Raw genomic sequence first — 16,665 nt, forward strand, 5'->3', positions numbered from 1 at the left:
ATGCCTGATGTCGCAGAAAACAGGGAATTGAAGAACGCCGAGCTGGCTGCCGCCCTGGCCTTGCAGCGTGCCGCCTGCCTGGCCCACCCCGTGCCGACCCTGGCCGAGCGCAAACGCGACCTGCAAACCTTGCAGCGCTTCATCCGCGAGCACAAAGACGCGCTCTGCGAAGCGATCAGCGCCGATTATGGCAACCGTTCACGCCACGAAACCTTGCTGGCGGAGATCTTTCCCGCCATTGACGGCATCACCCATGTATTAAAACACTTGAAAAAATGGATGCGGCCGCAGCGCCGTGGCGTCGACTGGCGCACCTTCCCTGGCGCCCGCAACCGCGTGATGCCGCAGCCGCTGGGCGTGGTGGGCGTCATCGTGCCGTGGAATTTTCCCGTGAACCTGAGCCTGGTGCCCTTGACCTATATCTTCGCCGCCGGCAACCGCGCCATGGTCAAGATGAGCGAAAACTCGCGCCACCTGGCACGGCTGCTGATCGCCACCATGCCCGCCTACTTTCCGCCTGAAAAACTGCAGTTCTTTGACGAGACGGGCGGCGTGGGCATTGACTTCTCGCAACTGCCGTTCGACCATCTGCTGTTTACGGGCTCCGGCCAGACGGGACGCGCCGTCATGGCGGCGGCCGCGCAGAACCTGTGCCCCGTCACCCTGGAGCTGGGCGGCAAGGCGCCGGCCATCGTCTGCGCCGATTTCGACGTGCGCACGGCAGCCGAGCGCATCCTGTTCGTCAAGTACCTGAACGCGGGACAAATCTGCACCAGCGTCGACCACGCCTGGCTGCCCGAAGCCAGCATCGCCGCCTTCGTCGACCATGCACGCCAGATCATGCCGGCCCGCTATGCCGGGCTGAATACGCCAGACTACACGTCCATCATCGACGCGGCTGCCTTTGAACGGCTGCTGCAGGCGCTCGACGAGGCGCGCGCACGGGGCGCGCAAGTGATTTCGCTGCTGCCGGGCCCAAGCCACGACCGGGCCACGCGCAAGATCGCGCCGCACATCGTGCTCGATGCACCCGAAGACAGCCTGCTGCTGACGCGGGAAATCTTCGGCCCCATCCTGCCGCTGCGCGGCTACACGAATCTGGAAAGCGTCATCGACAGCATCAACGCGGGGCCGCGCCCGCTGGCCATCTATCCGTTCAGCAATGATGCCCGTACGGTGCAGTTGCTGATCGACCGGGTGATGTCGGGCGGCGTGTCCGTCAACGACGCCCTGTACCACGTGGGCCAGCACGACCTGCCCTTCGGCGGCGTGGGCGAATCCGGCATGGGCCACTACCATGGCGTGGAAGGTTTCCACACCTTCAGCAAGCTGCGGCCCGTGTTTTACCAGGCCCGCTACAGCGCTTTGAAACTGCTGTGGCCGCCGTATGGCAAGCTGGCCAGCCGCGTGCTGGCCTTCCTGACGCGCTGATGCTTTACAGGAACAACGAGGCGGCGATGGCCCACATGACGAGGGCGATGATGCCGTCGAGCACGCGCCAGGCCATGGGCTTGGCAAACACGGGCGCCAGGTAGCGGGCGCCAAAGCCCAGCAGGAAGAACCACAGGGCCGAAGCCATGATGGCGCCGCCGGCAAAGTAAAAGCGTCCCACGCCTTCATGCTGGCCGCCGATCGAGCCGAGCAAGATGACCGTATCGAGGAAGGCGTGCGGGTTCAGCAGGCTGAACGCCAGCGCCGCGCCGATCACGGCCCAGTAGCCTTCCGGCGACTTGGCGGCCGACACCGTCAGTGCTGTTGGACGCCAGGCGGACTTGGCCGCGCGCAAGCCATACGCGATCAGGAAGGTGGCGCCGCCAGCCTTGGCCCACAGCAGGAAATTAGGATTGTCGGCAATGAAGGTGCCCATGCCGGCCACGCCGGCCGTGATCAACATCGCGTCGCACACGAGGCAGACGAGGATGCAGGTGAGCACGTAATGGCGCTTCAAGCCCTGCTTGAGCAAAAAAGCGTTTTGCGTGCCGATGGCCACGATCAGGCTCGCTCCGAGCCCCATGCCTTTCAAGAAGATTGCGCTGTCCATATCGATTCCTTTATTGCTTTCCATCACGCGCACGGCCGCCCACGCTCTGCCGGCGACGGCAAAGTCATCAAAGGTAGGTGGAGGGTGTAGCGGTACCAGCAGGACCGCGCGGGAGAGTGGAGTTGTTACCCTATTTCAACAGTGTAAAGAAAAAGTAAATATAAGTATAATGAATGATTCTAACCATATATAAGAGAAACTTATGCGCGTCGTCGATTACCGTGGATTGGCCGCCCTCGACGCCGTGATCGGCCTGGGCAGCTTTGAAAAGGCCGCGCAAGCGCTGGCGATCAGCCAGCCGGCCGTGTCGCAACGCATCCGCACCCTGGAAAACCTGGAAGGCACCTTGCTGATCATCCGCAGCCACCCGCCCCTGCCGACGGAAGCGGGCCAGCGCCTGATCGCCCACTACCGGCAAGTCAAGCTGCTCGAAGCGGCGCTCGACGCCCAGCCCGGCCCGACCACGCAATTGCCGGCACTGGCCATCGCCGTCAACGCCGACAGCGCCGCCACGTGGATTCCGGAAGCGCTGGGGCCGCTGCTGTCGCCGCCGTCCTGCCTGCTCGATATCCGCCTCGACGACCAGGACCACACCCTGAGCCAATTGCGCGAAGGGCGCGTGTTTGCCTGCGTCACCAGCGCCAACGACCTGGTGGCCGGCACCACGGCCACGCCGCTGGGCGGCATGCGCTATCTGTGCGTGGCCTCGCCCGCATTCGCGCAGCAATGGTTTCCCCATGGTTTTACGGTGGAAGCCGTCAGCCAGGCGCCCGCCATCACGTTTGGCAGCAAGGATGCGCTGCACGAGCGCTATCTGCAGCACCGCCTCGGCTACACGGGCCGCTATCCGCACCATGTGCTCGGTTCGGCGCGCGACTTCGTGCGCTTCATCGAAGCGGGCTATGCTTATGGCATGGTGCCCTTGCTGCAGGCGGAAACGGCGCTGGCCGCCGGCAGGCTGGTCGACGTGGCGGCCGGTCAGGCGCTTGACGTGCCCCTGACATGGCATGCCTGGGATATCCAGACGCCCCTCACGCGCACCCTGTCGGACGCCGTCATCGCCACGGCGCGCAAATGGCTGTTACAGGATTGATTGACGCATGCAACATTTTTCTATGCTATACAGCAACTTCCCCGTGTGCGCCCTGCCCGGCCTGGCCTACACTGCAAGCATCAACCATCACCATCAGGAGCAAGCATGACGATCCTGCGCACCACCCTGCTCGGCGTGCTGGGCGCCATCCCGCTGGCTGCCGGCCTGGCCGCCTGCTCACCCTTGATTGCCATCAATGCCTTGTCGTCCGGCAGCGCCTCGCAAGTGACGCGCGGCCTGGCCTACGGCCCCTTGCCGCGGCAAAAGCTCGATGTCTACGCTCCAAAAGTGCGCACGGGACCGGTGCCCGTGGTGGTGTTCTTTTATGGCGGCAACTGGACGACGGGCGAGCGCGCCGACTATGCCTTCGTTGGCCACGCGCTCGCCGCGCGCGGCTACCTGGCCGTGATCGCCGACTACCGGCTGTATCCGGACGTGCATTACCCCGAGATTTTGCAGGATGCGGCCCGCGCCGTGGCCTGGGCCGCGATGGAGTCCAGCCGCCATGGCGGCGACCCGGCGCGTCTGTTCGTCATGGGTCATAGCGCCGGCGCCTACAATGCGGCGATGGTGGCGCTCGACGCCAGCCTGCTGGCGCGCCACGGCATGCGCCCGCACGACTTGCGGGGCTGGATAGGCCTGGCCGGCCCCTATGATTTTTTACCCATCGAAAACACCACCACGCGGCCCGTTTTCTTTTACCCGGATACCCCCGCCGCTTCGCAACCCATCCATCACGTGACGGCCGAGGCCCCGCCCGCCCTGCTGATCGCCCCCTTGCCCGGACAGGATAAACTGGTCGATCCGCAACGCAACACGGGCGGCCTGGCCCAGGCCTTGCGCGCGCTTTCCAGGCCCGTGACGGAAACCTACTTCGACCACGTGGGCCACGCCACCCTGGTTGCCACGCTGGCCGCACCGTTGCGCAGGCTGGCGCCCACCCTGGACGCCGTCAGCGCTTTTATCGATGCCAACAGCGGCACCGGTGACGCGGTCTCGTCCGCGGCCCTGTCCGCAGATTTGTCCGCAGACGTGCCAGCCAAGGCCTTGCCAGCAAGCATAGCCTTGCCGTCCCGCTCAGCGGGCACGGCCAAGCCAGCCCCTGAACTGCACGCATACGACAAAACGCCCGCCCCGTGAAGGGCGGGCGCTCTGCCCAGACCAATACGCACGATATTGCGTGCCAGCTGGCCGCATGGCTAGCCGCATATCAAGGCTCGGCCCTTGCGATGCGGCTTAGCTGCAAGCAGCCTCGTGCTTACTCTTTACGGCTGGCGCTGCTGCTTTTGTTTTGTGCGGAGCCCGCTTGCGAGGCGCTGCCGCTGGCCGAGCTTTCGCTGCCGGCCGACTGCTGGCTGCCCTGATGGCTGGCGCTTTGCAGGCTTTGGCCATCACGGCTTTGCACACCACGCTGCTGGTCGCGGCTGGCGCCGTTTTGCTGATAGGCCTGGAACGGTTCGGCCATGCGCTGCATCGCTTCCTGCTGCTTGCGCACGTTTTTCTCCGTTTCTTCCGAAGCAGTACGGGCGACTTCTTCGGCCAGGGCCTTGGCGGTACGGCTCGTTTCATTCACATGACGCTCTGCCACGTTGGCCAGTTCGACCTGCGTATCGGCTGCCAGACGCGACACCTGTTGCTGGTACTTGCGCAGTTGCTCGGCGGCTGGCTGGCCCGAGGCGGCAGCCACCTGGAACGCATCTTCAGCACGCTCGACCGTCAGCAGGTTCTGGCTGGTGACCGTGGTTTCTTCCAGCAAACCTTGCGCCAGTTGCATGTTCAGGTCGCTGAAGTGCTGCACCGACTGAAACAAGGACTTCGACAGGCCATTGAAGAAAGCCAGTTGCGCTTCCAGGTGGTTTTTGGCGGCGGGGGTAACACTACGGGAATATGGATACATGGAGTTCCTCATTAAATAGCGGTTGGGTGGACATAAACAGATGGCGACACCACCGGCAGTCAAACGGTGAGGCAGACGGCCGGGCTACGCCACGAAACGCGAAAAAACATATCCGGTTGGTGGGAAGATGCTTTGCAACGCGAGTCCCAAGGCTACGTGAGCACCGCAGGTGAGGGATGATCTGGATCAAAGGTGCGCTCGGCTGCGCAGAAAGTTTTGGCTGGACGGCTTGCCCTTGGCAAACGTCAGTGACGGGGAAGAAAATCTGTGCCAGGCACGCTCAAGCAGCGGCGCCCGCGCCCGGCACGACGGGCTTGTAGCCATGGCTGCGCAACGACGCTTCCAGCCAGCGGTTGCCATACCAGCCACGCGCCAGCAGGTAACTGAGCTCCGCGGCGGCCATCAGCAGCATCATCGGGCCGATGCGCAGTTCGGTGGCCAGATGGCTGCCAAACCACAGGCAGGCATCCATCGCCAGCATGAGCAGCAACAGCCACCAGCGGCGCTTGGCGACGGCCCAGAACGAACCCAGGAACAGGGCCGGCCAGGAAAAACCCGCTTTCACGTAGGCATAGCGGCCGGCATCGTCGGCAAACAGGGTGGCGCTGTGCTTCATGCTGCTCTCTTCAGAAAATAACGGTGTCAGGGTTCGGGACGGTGGCAGACGGCTTCGACATTGTGACCATCGGGCCCCAGCACGAAAGCGCCATAGTAATTCGGATGGTACAGGGCGCGGATGCCTGGCGCGCCGTTATCCTTGCCGCCCGCTTCCAGCGCTGCCTGGTAAAACGCATCCACCTGGGCACGGTTGTCCGCCGTGAAGGCCAGATGCATGCCGGCATGCGGGGTGCCGCCCACGCCGAACCAGAAATCGGGCTTGCCATCCTTCCCCAGGCCGACCCAGCCCTGCTCTTCCATCACCACCGACACGCCCAAGGGCGCCAGGGCGGCCGAAAAGAAGGCCTTGCTGGCCTGTGCATCGCTGACATTCAAACCAATGTGATCAAGAATCATGATGGTGCTCCCTGGAGGTAGTGGAATGGAAAATATAGTATGCGCCAATATTGCCTTTTAGGCAAGCATAACTGCAGATCCCGCACCGTTGCTCCAGAGAGCGCCAGGCGCCCGCCTAGCGCAGATTGCCCGTGTGACCAAGCGAATAGCGGCCCGGCTGCGGCCACACGGTCAGGCCGTGCGGTTCCTGGCCAACTTTCACCTTGGCAACGTCGCCGCTGGCCGTATCGATGCGATAGACCACGTCGTCGAAACGGCCGGACAGCCACAGATACTTGCCGTCGGCGGACACATTGCCCATGTCGGGACTGCCGCCGCCGGGAATTGGCCAGTTCGACACGACTTTTTCCGTGGCGAAATCGATCACGCTGACGCTGCCCTTGCCATTGCGCTTGCCGTGGATGCGGTGCGTGCCGCGGTTGGCCACGTACAATTTTTTGCCGTCACGGCTAGGATACAGGCCGTGCGCGCCCACGCCCGTCTGGATGAAGCCGATTTCCTTCAGGGTGGCGCCATCGACGATGTGCACGCCGTCGGCGTCCATGTCGGCGATAAAGAATTTCTTGCCGTCAGGCGAGATGCGTATGTCTTGCGGCATGCCTTTCTTGACGCTGCAGATTTCATTCGCCGGGCCGCCCACGGGACCGGACTCGGCAAAGCGCTTGGCCGGCATCTGCAATTTCAGGTAGCCGTCGACCTTGCGGCCCACGAGGTCGATCTTGGCGATGGTGCCGTCGAACTCGCAGGTGAACATGGCGTAGCGGCCGTCATTCGAAAAATCCGCATGGTTGATGCCGCCGCACTGGGGCGTGTCGATCGAATACTGCACGGCCATGGTCTTCGGATCGCGGAAATCGAGGCGGTGGCGCGCTTCGGCCACGACGATGGCCGACTTGCCGTCCGGCGTGTAATACATATTGTAGGGATCGTCCACGGGCACTTCCTTGCCCGGCTTGCCCGTCAAGGGGTCGATCGGCGTCAAACTGCCCTTGTCCGTGCGCTCGGCATTGTTCGCCACCCACAGGGTGCGCAGATCCCACGACGGCACGACGTGCTGCGGGCCGCTGCCGACCTTGAACTTGTCGACCACTTTCAGGCTGTCCTGATCGATCACATACACATCGTTCGAGCGCAGGTTGGGCACGTAGACCCGGCGCAAATGATCCTTGACGACGGGGCTCATATTGCTGCTGGCGATGCTGCCATACACGTTTTTCGGATCCACCAGCGGCGGCATGCCCGGCAGCGACGAATAGGCGGCGGCCGGAGCCGCTGTGCTGGCGCCGATGACCTGGCTGGCCACGCCCAGGCCAGCCAGTGCGGCAGCCAGGGCGGACAAGGTGACGATGGTGCGTCGTTGGAGTTTTTTCATGTGATTTCGCGTCGTTTCGTTGCAAAAGCCGGAAGTTCAGCACTTCCAGCGGAGTTATTTAGTACGTTGCAGCAGCTGCCTGATGGCGGCCACCGAAGTGTCCACCTGCAGCTTGATACCGATCTGGCCCAGCTCCGCCGTGGCACGGGTCGCGTCGCCGCGCACGCCGTCCGCCACGCCCGGTTTCGGGCCGTGCGCCATGGCCTCGCTGCGTACCAGCGACGGATCCGTCGCCAGCATCAGCGCCGCGTCCGCCAAACCAGCGTGCAGGCCGATCTCGGTGCTGCTGTGGCCGCGTTTCTGCAACTCGGCGATATAGGCCGATTGCGTGATGTCATAGTAGTCGAGCAAGGCGTACGCGCGCGCATCCTTGGCGGCGGCAGCCTTGCCCCAGGCCCGATTGAGCTTGTTGGCCACGTTCTGCTCGTTCTTTTGATAGCCGCCATGGTCGCCGAGGAAGATGATGTCGCGGAAACCATGCTGGCGCAGGCTGGCGGCCGCCCCTTCCAGCACGGCTTCAAAGGCGGCTGGCGGTATCGAGATCGTGCCGGCAAAACGCATGTGGCCGGTTGGCGGAGCAATCGCGCCTTCGGGCACGTAGGAAACGACAGGCGCGACGATGGTATTGCCCAGCTTTTGCGCAATCTGCCGCGCCAGCAGCCCGGCGCGCACATTGTGCTTGCCCAGCGCGATATACGGCCCGCTCTGCTCGACGCCGCCTATCGGCACCAGCACGGTGGTGGCGCCATGATCGATACGGCTGCGCAACTCCGTGCTGGTCAGCTCTTCCAGCATGACGCTGCTGCTGGCGGGCGCGGCCGCCATGACGGACGCGGCTGAAATCAGGCAGAACAGGGTCAGGGCAAACAGGGAGCCGAGTGGCTGGGACAGGCTGGATGGCGCGCAAGGCGCCGTTCGCTGGGGGAACTGCAGAGTCATAAGCCAACATCTTTCCGAGGTCATAGCGTGACGCCGTGCCCGGCCTTGCCAGGCAAGCTGGCTGCCACGCAGGAATTGTATTCCATCATGACAGGAAGGGCACGTTAATTTGACGCGGTGCTTTGCAAGGAATTGACGAGGGGAAACTATCTATCAGGCTGTCGTCGCGTTTGCCCCATTCACCTCGCCATCATGGAGAGCCGCGTGGCGTTTCTCGGCATAGGCCTTGAGCGAGCGCATCGTCTTGGGTAGCCCTTGCCGCACTTGTTTGGCAACGCCTGGCCCGAACAGAAAAGCAAGCGCTCCCGTGAACCACACGCGGTGAACGACTTGCGATCCGCCATCTGAGGCAACCACCGTGTGCTCGAAGTGGATGCGGAACAAAGGGATGTAGCCCTCGACGGTGAACGAGCGCCCTGCAGTGCGCTCGGTGACCACCATCGGAATACCCATCCCCTTGTTCGGGACTATCCTGCCCTGTGTTCCCACCGCAAATGGCCCATTGAGCCGGGCTTGCTTGGTGTCCGGATCCCACAGCTGCCATCGGTCGACCTCGCTCCAGATTTGATCAATGACCGTGGGCGGGACCGCAACTTGAATGCTTTCTTCAATTTGCATCAATCGGGTTCTCCCTACTATTATCAATATAATTGCATTCCGGCTGTACTGGCCGGGCCATGAAGAGCGCCTTGTCTATAGCCAGGCTCAAGCGCTATGCCATTGAGCAGGCGCGCTTGACAAGGCCAGTGACCAGGCATGTAGTCACACCTGAGCACGATGCTACCTTAGAAACGCTGCCCAGGGCACCTTGGATGTTGAAAGATGATAAACGAAACACATTGGCGGGTTAAGGAGCTAAAACATCACTCGGCCGATATCGTCTGGCTTGATGCCGAGGGTGCTCGCCGTGCCTATGATTTGGTGGGTCTGCATGATTCGAAGGCGCATCTCGGCTTGAACATTAACACCGTTGATTCCATCGAGCGGTTCGCCTTCGGAGACGACGTGGCCATCGCAACCAGCTGGTTACGGGAGCGCGTACCAGGAATTCAGCAGGTCGTGGTGGTGTTTGGCGAAGACGAATGCTTCGCATGCAGCAGTGTGTTCCTGGTCGAGAACTGGTCGGATATTTTTGTACCGTCACGTGACGACGCGATGATCTATTCGAACGACACGCCGTTCATCCTGTTTTATTGCCATGAAAATGCATTCGAGATGGGGCAGCGAATTGTCTTTGATTAAAGGCCGAGTTCGGCCAGGAGCGGACATTGGAAAGCACTCATCGGTTCCCCCCAACCATTATTATTAGAGGCGTATTGTTTAGAGATGTGCTTGATCAATCAGAAAATGAAATACCTGGCGTTAAGTGCCATGCTCCTTTGGCCAATAGCTGCGAAGGCCGATATTATTCAACGGCATGTGTTTACGGCTATTTCTAGCGGGAAGGACAGCGAAGGTGCCGAGGTACTCACCGTGGCGGAAACGACTGCATGTGGTGGCAATCAGCTGCGCATGAAGGAGGGGATGCTCGAGAACAAAGACGAATATGCGGACCTCAGATCCGGACTCGTCCAACGGATCCACGATAAGACGCCAATGGCCGTGACCTTGTTTGGCTGCCCTGTAGGGAAAACTGGCGAGGAGGCGGTACCGTTTGCACGCATGATTGCCGGTTGCGGCCCCAGTTCCTGTTTCGACGATAAGGCGCGCTTGTACTTGGACGAAGAACTCATGCCGCAGGTCAAGGAGCGCTCGCCTTATCTGCTGGTGTTGCCCTTGCCGAAAGCAGCGCTTCCCGGTACTTGGAAGGTGGAGATCTTCGATACGATAAGACGCGACGTGGTGCGAATCTCCGGACAGACCGATGCGGCTGATTTTGTTTCAGGCAAGATGGTAGGTGATTACAGGGATTATGATAGCGATGGCAATATCGGATCACAGGTAGGGCTCGATGCAAATGGGCGCAAACATGGAGTCGGGACTACATATTTTGACGACGGCAAGCTGGAGTCGTTGGGGCAATGGCGCAATGGTCTGCCCGTAGGTGTGCAAAACAGTTACCACCGTAACGGCAAGCTATACATTCGGCTAGTTTACAATGAGAAAGGCGAGCTCCTGAGTACTGAGCAGTTCAACGAGCAAGGCGTACTGGTGCATTCAGATGGTCAAATGTCGAAAAAATGAACTGATGCAGTGTGCCAGGCGCCAGAAGTATGTAGAGAGATGTAGCAACCATGCAAGGCGCCGTAGAGTGTAGGATAGTTTTTCTATTAAGTGAGGTTGACTGAAAGCGGCCATAAGCAGACAAAAAAACACGGGAAAGCCCATGAAGATCAAACTCTTTCCTATGAAATCCTTGTTTTTGGCGCCGCTGTCGGGTATCCCGGCAGTCACATAGGCAGGTATCGCCGGCTCCCAAGCGCGCATCCACGCGACGGCAGCGGTACGCGGCGGTGCCATCGAGGCATTGAGTTTTTTTGGAAGAGGACGGCTATTTCATTTTGCCGGTGAAAAAAGACGAGGAGCGTCTATCGCTCATCCTTCGGCTGATCGCGTTGCGCTCCGTATTCTTCGCCGGCTGGGGCTGGAATGCGGCCGAGGTGGTAACGTACTACAGGGATCAAGGCCATATCAACGGCCCGTCCAGGATCATCGCCTGGACCGGCCCCGGGCAGTACACGGCCACGTAGCGTCAGGCTTGACGGCCTGTCGTCCATCGCTTAAGTTAATGCAATGGAAAAACACACTGAAACGACACCACTCGATCTGCGTTCTGCCGCTTGGGCAAGTCTGACGGATGGTTACGGCGGCGCTGAAAAAATTCCCGCGATGCTGCAAGACCTGCGGCGAGGAGACGCCGAGGCCCTGGACGATTTGTATGGCCATATTTGTCACCAGGGATCGATTTATCCGGCGTCGGTCGCCACATTCCCGCACTTGGTTTCCCTGGCGGCGGCGGTGACATCGCCGGACCTGCGCGCCGGCGTGCTGTCGCTGGCGGCGTCGATTCATGAAAGCGCCGGCCTCGACGAGGAATTGAAGGCATCCCCTTATGTCGCGGCTTTTCATGCCGCAGTCCCGGCCGCGCTCGCCATGGCAAGCTCCGACCTGCGGCAGGTCGAGGACACGGTGACTGGCATCTACATGCTTAAGGCCGCCGCTTCATTCGCTGGATTTGCCGGCGTGGCGCGAGTGCTGAGCGGCTTTACCAACGAGGAGTTCTGCCTGGCATGTCCTGCCTGCGGCGCAGAGCTCTATGTCTGGCCGGTAGCGCAAGGGCTGTCGGTCGCCGCCGAGGATCCCGTCTTTACGCCAGCAGCGAAAACGCTGCTGGTGATTGCCGGCCCTGCCGACAATTCACCCCACCTTGCCGCCTTTGCCTGGTTGCAAGCGCAAACGGACGCTTTGCCATTGCTGGATGACATCGCGTTTCGCTTACCTTTCCTGTTTGGCAGCGCATGTTGCGCCGGATGCGGTCACGTTTTTTCCCTGATGGATGCGCTGCTCAGCGATGCAGTGGATTAATCCGGCTGCCTCACTGGAGCGCGCCTTGAAGTCAGGCACAAAACAATAATGTTTGGCACAGGAGGCCGAGGTAGACATGCTCTCGGGGAGTTCCGCTTTCGGCCAAAAGCAGACAATGAAAGACAGGAATATGGCGCAAGTTCGACTGATCGTTTTTGACTTAGACGAAACTCTGGTGCACGCAACCGAGGTCGTTTTACCTTGCCCTCACGCTTTTCAAATTGGGCCGTACTTTGTCTACGTACGGCCGTTTGCAGCCGAACTGATCAGGTTTTGCGCATCGCACTTCGAGATCGCGGTCTGGTCCTCATCAAGTGAACGTTACGTCGAGACGGTCACAAGCCAGCTGTTCGGCACTTCGTTTCCGGTTGCATTTTCATGGGCGATTTCGAAGTGTGTTCAGAAGGTCGATGCAAAAAGTAACGGTTATGTGTACATCAAGGACCTGCGCAAAGCGTTGAAGTACGGGTATGCGGCAGACGAGATCATTATGATCGACGACAGCCCCGAAAAGATTCAACGGCAGCCGACGCGACATCTCTGCCTGCCCGCTTTCACAGGCGATCCGCTTGATAATGAGCTTCTTGGCGTTATCGAACGCGTCAAGGCAATGGCGGGAATCCAGTCAGCTACCGCTTAATGGGAATGTCCGCAATGGGGCGCAACCTGCCAACGACGGCAAACGGCCAGGAGCGGACATTTAGCGTTAATGCAGTCGTCACCTAACAAACTTATTTCGGCACGGATAAATGGCGACCTTACTTGAGAACGGCGGGACAGTTGATCTGTGGGGCGGCTGGGTCGTAAGGCTACCGCCTGCATACCATGAGCGGAATGACAATGGCTTGTGGTCTGCATGGGGCGCCGACTGGACAGTCGATGTGCACATCATGGAGGTTGGGGGACAAGCAAACGGCCAGCCTGCGTCACCTGAGGAAATGCTTGGCAAAGAGCGTACAGTCAACGTAAGCGGAAATGGCTGGGTAGGCAGTCGCGAGGTCTTGCATGAGGCCGACAACGGGCGCGAAGTATATCGGCTTGCAGCAAATCTAGCGGCGACAAATACCGTGATGTCTTTCTGGGTTTCGTATTTCGAAGCACACCGGAAGCCTTTCGCCGAAGAACTCATGCTTAACGTTGCGCACAGCGATTAAGGGCAAGGTAAGCAACGGCGCGGAAGTTGCCAATGACTGTAACCGGCCAAAAGCGGCCCTTCATTCCAGTCCGTGTGAAACGTAAGGTCAACAATGAAACGAATTTCAGGCATATCGATAGCGCCGAAGGAATTGGACGAGCTGCAGGCGATCGCCCGAGTGGCGACTCGTACTGCGCTCGACGGATACGAACCAATGCCCGAGGAGTGGGCAAAAAATCTAACGCTTGGAACGGTTTTCGATGGTGACGACCGAATTTTTGAGCTATACATCGCCGCAGAAAAGCCAGCTGACGCTGTGGTAATCAGTACTGCACGGGTCAACCGAAAATCGAGAAATGTCGTGGTCACAATCTCAAATCTCACGGAGCGAAAGCGAAGCTAGTCTCTTAGTTGCTGAGGAATGGCTACTATGGGGCGAAAGCGGACTCACGCGCCCGACAATGAAGCAGACATCCTGACTGGCGAGAAGCCGAGCGGTGCCCCTCCCTCCGCCCCGCCAGCCCGAACAACTTTACTGCCACTCGCCATAGCTGCAAAACTCAACGCCCCCATCCGACGACGCCAGCACCAAAGAAAAACCCCGGCGTACCGGGGCAGTCACAAGGTTTAAGCGCGGGCGCTGCGACCCGGCAACGCCAGGCGCCGGCTGGCGGCGGTTGTTGCCGGGGCCGGCAAGCCGCCCGCCACTTTCAACGCTTTCCCTTGGGTATCGCCGCGCAGGCGGAACACGGCCACCACGTCGACCAGCTCGATGGCGCGGTCTTGCAGCGAGGAGGCTGCCGCGGCCGCCTCTTCCACCAGGGCCGCGTTTTGCTGGGTGACCTGGTCCATTTGCGAAATGGCCTGGTTCACTTGCTCGATGCCGGCGCTTTGTTCGTGGCTGGCGTTGGCGATGTCGCCCATGATGTCTGTCACGCGCAAGATGCTGGCGACGATTTCTTCCATCGTCGCGCCAGCCTGGTCGACCAGCACGCTGCCCGTGTTGACTTTATCGACGGAATCCTCGATCAAGCCCTTGATTTCCTTGGCGGCCGCCGCCGAGCGCTGCGCCAGGTTGCGCACTTCGGTGGCGACCACGGCGAAGCCCCTGCCCTGCTCGCCTGCGCGGGCCGCTTCGACGGCCGCATTCAACGCCAAAATGTTGGTTTGGAAGGCAATGCCGTCGATCACGCCGATAATGTCGGCGATCTTCTTCGCCGATTCGTTGATCGAACCCATCGTGCCCACCACTTGCGCCACCACGGCGCCGCCTTTGCGGGCCACGTCCGAGGCCGACACGGCCAGCGCGTTCGCTTGGCGCGCATTGTCCGTGTTCTGGCGCACGGCCGAGGTCAGCTCTTCCAGGCTCGACGCCGTTTCTTCCAGCGACGACGCCTGCTGCTCGGTGCGCACGGACAAGTCCGCATTGCCGGCAGAAATCTGCGCGGCCGCCACGCTGACCGTATCGGCCGAGGTGCGCACGGTGGCGATCACGCCGACGATGCGTTCCAGGAATTTGTTGAAGGCCGTGGCCGTGCGGCCCACTTCATCCATGCGTTCGACGGGCATGGCGGCGGACAGGTCCAGCGAGGCGCTGACGCGCTCCAGCGTGTGTTCGATATTGCCCAGGCCGCCGCTGATGGTGCGGTAGATATGCCAGGCCAGCGCACCCGTCAGCAGCACGGCCACGCCCAGCACGGCCAGCATGGTGTTGAACGCCGTGTCGTAGGCGGCCAGGCTTTCGGCCTTCACGTCATCGACCAGCTTGTTGTTGTAGGCGATATGGTCATCCATGCTTTTCTTGGCGGCGGCGGCCGTGATGGCCAGCGGCGTGCCGGCCAGCAAGGTGGCGCGCACGCCATCCATATCGCCCGCGTAGGCGGCGGCAAAGAATGGCGCCAGCGCGCGGCGGTAGGCTTCCATGGCGGCCTGGTCGGCGTCGAGCATCTTGCTGTCTGTCGCGTCGTACAGGCGCTCGGCGCGGTAGGTGGCGATGACCTTGTCGAAATTCGTGTTGGCGTCGGCCACGGCCTTGTCCAGCGCCGTCTTGTCAGACAGGTTAGAGAACACGGACAGGCGGTAGCCGGCCAGACGCGAATCGGCCAGGAAACCCTTGGCCGCATTCAAGCCCTGGATACTGGGAATGATGCGGTTTTGCACGGTGTCAAAACGCTCCTGGGCGCGCTGCAGCTGGATGGCGCCGCCGGCGCCCAGCAATAGCAGGGCCAGCAAGGCGATGGTGAGGGTCAGAATTAATTGCTTGGTGATATTCATGGTGTGTCACAGTAAAAAGTGTGGCCTGGCAAGGCCAGGCGGGATAAGAGCTGCCGATCAGGTGGCCGGGATCGCTTGCAGGCGGCTAGGCCGCCAGCGGTGCGGCGTCGGGCGCGCGGCGCAGCAAGTCGCCATGCTGGCGGCAAAACGCCAGGCCCGCCTTGTGGCCTACGTCGAACAGCAGCTGCATGTTCGAGCTCGACCAGTCCAGGGTGTCGGGCCAGTGCTGCTCCGGGATGCCGCCCATCAGGTCGAGCTTCAGCAAACGTCGCTTGGGCTGGCCCGTGCGCGCATCCGTGTTGTGCTCGAGTTCGAACAGGCGCAGCTCGCTTTTGGAAATTTTCACCAGCGGCGTGATGATGGAGCGCACCCAGGCGTCGTACAGGTTGCGCGGCTTGCGCAGCAAGCGCTCGTCGCCGAGGATGTCGAGGATGACCAGGGTGTCGGCGTCATGGTGCTCGCCCTTGCCTTCGATAAATGGGTCGAAATTGAGCGTGTCGAGGGCCGCGCCTTCGATGTAATCGTCGCCCGCGATGGTCGTCGGTGCATACAGGAAGGGAAACGACAGCGCGGCGCGCACGTGGATCGGCTCGATCTCGTGCTTGCCCCAGATTTGCATGCGGTGCTCGCTGAGGTTGTAGGCATTGATGTAAAAATCGGGGCGCATGCGCGCCACGCCCGAAAAATCCACGGCTTTTTCCAGGAAGGGCAAGTGCGCGCACAGGCCCAGGCTTTTCGCCGACAGGTCCGATGGCGACAGCGATGACACCATCAATTTCCCCCAGTCCGACCAGGCTGTGGGCACGCCCGCAAACGTTTGCTGAAATGCCTGAAAAAAAGGATTGTTGGCCGGCGGCTGGAAGGCGTCGCGGAAAGTGCTCGCATGCATGCCCGGCTTCTGGAAGACCTTGTAGTTGATCGGAATCATCTTGTAGATGCTGTCGGCCACGCCCGTATCGGCCCAGCTTTGCAAGGCCTGGCGCGGCGTGGCTTCATGCGGCGTCGTGTAAAGCAAACCCATCAACACACCGGCGCCCGAGGCGGAAATGACGTCGAACTCGATGCCTTCGTCGAGGAACGCGGCCAGGGCGCCGGCGATCAAAGTGGAATTTGGTGCGCCGCCACCCAGCAGCAGACCCGTTTTGCGGGCCGGTTTCGCTGGCGCGGCTGGCGCCGCATCCGGCGGCGTCGTCGTGGCTGTCTTCATGCACACTCCCTGAACGGAATGGGGTGATTACCCCTAATTGTTGGTTACTACACGCTTATGGCGCCTAATCCTGCTCATGTCCCCGCAAGCGGCGAGCCGATGCAATGTTGCGGAAACAGATATGAAATTAACATAAATAAATTCCTTATGGCAATTTCCATAACGAAT

At 61.0% G+C, this 16,665-nt stretch carries 18 protein-coding genes; 9 read left to right on the forward strand and 9 right to left on the reverse strand.

Annotated elements, in window-relative coordinates:
- A complete protein-coding gene (locus ACPJXG_RS17695) occupies positions 1 to 1,431 on the forward strand; it encodes a coniferyl aldehyde dehydrogenase (RefSeq protein ID WP_425251852.1) in 1,431 nt (476 codons plus the stop codon).
- A gap of 4 nt (positions 1,432 to 1,435) precedes the next feature.
- Here ACPJXG_RS17695 and ACPJXG_RS17700 read toward each other — a convergent pair whose 3' ends face one another.
- Positions 1,436 to 2,041, reverse strand: coding sequence for a LysE/ArgO family amino acid transporter (locus ACPJXG_RS17700; protein WP_034757131.1), 606 nt, complete (start codon positions 2,039 to 2,041; stop codon positions 1,436 to 1,438).
- 202 nt (positions 2,042 to 2,243) lie between these two features.
- Here ACPJXG_RS17700 and ACPJXG_RS17705 point away from each other — a divergent pair, with 202 nt between their 5' ends.
- Both ACPJXG_RS17705 and ACPJXG_RS17710 read left to right on the forward strand, forming a co-directional pair.
- Positions 2,244 to 3,134 carry a LysR family transcriptional regulator ArgP gene (locus ACPJXG_RS17705; RefSeq protein WP_035817600.1) on the forward strand — a complete coding sequence of 297 codons (891 nt, stop codon included), beginning with the start codon at positions 2,244 to 2,246 and terminating at the stop codon, positions 3,132 to 3,134.
- A 105-nt stretch (positions 3,135 to 3,239) separates the two neighbouring features.
- Positions 3,240 to 4,274: an alpha/beta hydrolase gene (locus tag ACPJXG_RS17710; RefSeq protein WP_425251853.1), complete on the forward strand. Its 1,035-nt coding sequence runs from the start codon at positions 3,240 to 3,242 to the stop codon at positions 4,272 to 4,274.
- Positions 4,275 to 4,392: 118 nt separating this feature from the next.
- On the opposite strand, the gene phaP is transcribed toward ACPJXG_RS17710, so the two are convergent.
- The 6 genes from phaP to ACPJXG_RS17740 form a co-directional block, all read right to left on the reverse strand.
- On the reverse strand, positions 4,393 to 5,031 hold the full coding sequence (gene phaP, locus ACPJXG_RS17715) for a TIGR01841 family phasin (protein WP_425251854.1): 639 nt from the start codon (positions 5,029 to 5,031) through the stop codon (positions 4,393 to 4,395).
- Positions 5,032 to 5,311: 280 nt separating this feature from the next.
- The gene (locus tag ACPJXG_RS17720) at positions 5,312 to 5,647 is read right to left on the reverse strand and encodes a hypothetical protein (RefSeq protein WP_035817592.1); all 336 of its coding nucleotides are present in this window, start codon (positions 5,645 to 5,647) and stop codon (positions 5,312 to 5,314) included.
- A gap of 26 nt (positions 5,648 to 5,673) precedes the next feature.
- Entirely contained in the window at positions 5,674 to 6,045 is a 372-nt protein-coding gene (locus ACPJXG_RS17725; RefSeq protein ID WP_425251855.1) for a VOC family protein, read from the reverse strand.
- A 115-nt stretch (positions 6,046 to 6,160) separates the two neighbouring features.
- Positions 6,161 to 7,417, reverse strand: coding sequence for a hypothetical protein (locus ACPJXG_RS17730; RefSeq protein ID WP_425251856.1), 1,257 nt, complete (start codon positions 7,415 to 7,417; stop codon positions 6,161 to 6,163).
- Between the two features lie 54 nt (positions 7,418 to 7,471).
- Complete coding sequence (locus ACPJXG_RS17735) at positions 7,472 to 8,242, reverse strand: creatininase family protein (protein ID WP_425254763.1); 771 nt, start codon at positions 8,240 to 8,242, stop codon at positions 7,472 to 7,474.
- Positions 8,243 to 8,509: 267 nt separating this feature from the next.
- Positions 8,510 to 8,974, reverse strand: a complete 465-nt coding sequence (locus ACPJXG_RS17740; protein WP_425251857.1) for an SRPBCC family protein — start codon at positions 8,972 to 8,974, stop codon at positions 8,510 to 8,512.
- A gap of 204 nt (positions 8,975 to 9,178) precedes the next feature.
- Between ACPJXG_RS17740 and ACPJXG_RS17745 the strand changes: the two genes are divergently transcribed.
- From ACPJXG_RS17745 to ACPJXG_RS17770, 6 genes are all read left to right on the forward strand, one after another.
- On the forward strand, positions 9,179 to 9,598 hold the full coding sequence (locus tag ACPJXG_RS17745; RefSeq protein ID WP_425251858.1) for a hypothetical protein: 420 nt from the start codon (positions 9,179 to 9,181) through the stop codon (positions 9,596 to 9,598).
- Positions 9,599 to 9,688: 90 nt separating this feature from the next.
- Positions 9,689 to 10,540, forward strand: coding sequence for a toxin-antitoxin system YwqK family antitoxin (locus tag ACPJXG_RS17750; RefSeq protein ID WP_425251859.1), 852 nt, complete (start codon positions 9,689 to 9,691; stop codon positions 10,538 to 10,540).
- 293 nt (positions 10,541 to 10,833) lie between these two features.
- A complete protein-coding gene (locus tag ACPJXG_RS17755; RefSeq protein WP_176388258.1) occupies positions 10,834 to 11,046 on the forward strand; it encodes a hypothetical protein in 213 nt (70 codons plus the stop codon).
- A gap of 43 nt (positions 11,047 to 11,089) precedes the next feature.
- On the forward strand, positions 11,090 to 11,881 hold the full coding sequence (locus ACPJXG_RS17760; protein WP_425251860.1) for a hypothetical protein: 792 nt from the start codon (positions 11,090 to 11,092) through the stop codon (positions 11,879 to 11,881).
- A 115-nt stretch (positions 11,882 to 11,996) separates the two neighbouring features.
- A complete protein-coding gene (locus tag ACPJXG_RS17765) occupies positions 11,997 to 12,521 on the forward strand; it encodes an HAD family hydrolase (RefSeq protein WP_161784133.1) in 525 nt (174 codons plus the stop codon).
- Between the two features lie 109 nt (positions 12,522 to 12,630).
- Positions 12,631 to 13,035, forward strand: coding sequence for a hypothetical protein (locus ACPJXG_RS17770; protein WP_035817575.1), 405 nt, complete (start codon positions 12,631 to 12,633; stop codon positions 13,033 to 13,035).
- A 608-nt stretch (positions 13,036 to 13,643) separates the two neighbouring features.
- Here ACPJXG_RS17770 and ACPJXG_RS17775 read toward each other — a convergent pair.
- Positions 13,644 to 15,290 carry a methyl-accepting chemotaxis protein gene (locus ACPJXG_RS17775; protein ID WP_425251861.1) on the reverse strand — a complete coding sequence of 549 codons (1,647 nt, stop codon included), beginning with the start codon at positions 15,288 to 15,290 and terminating at the stop codon, positions 13,644 to 13,646.
- Between the two features lie 85 nt (positions 15,291 to 15,375).
- The gene (locus ACPJXG_RS17780) at positions 15,376 to 16,497 is read right to left on the reverse strand and encodes a patatin-like phospholipase family protein (protein WP_425251862.1); all 1,122 of its coding nucleotides are present in this window, start codon (positions 16,495 to 16,497) and stop codon (positions 15,376 to 15,378) included.
- Positions 16,498 to 16,665 lie beyond the last annotated feature (168 nt).

The organism is Janthinobacterium sp. NFX145, from assembly GCF_049810325.1.
In the GTDB taxonomy this organism is placed as follows: Bacteria; Pseudomonadota; Gammaproteobacteria; order Burkholderiales; family Burkholderiaceae_D; genus Janthinobacterium; species Janthinobacterium rivuli.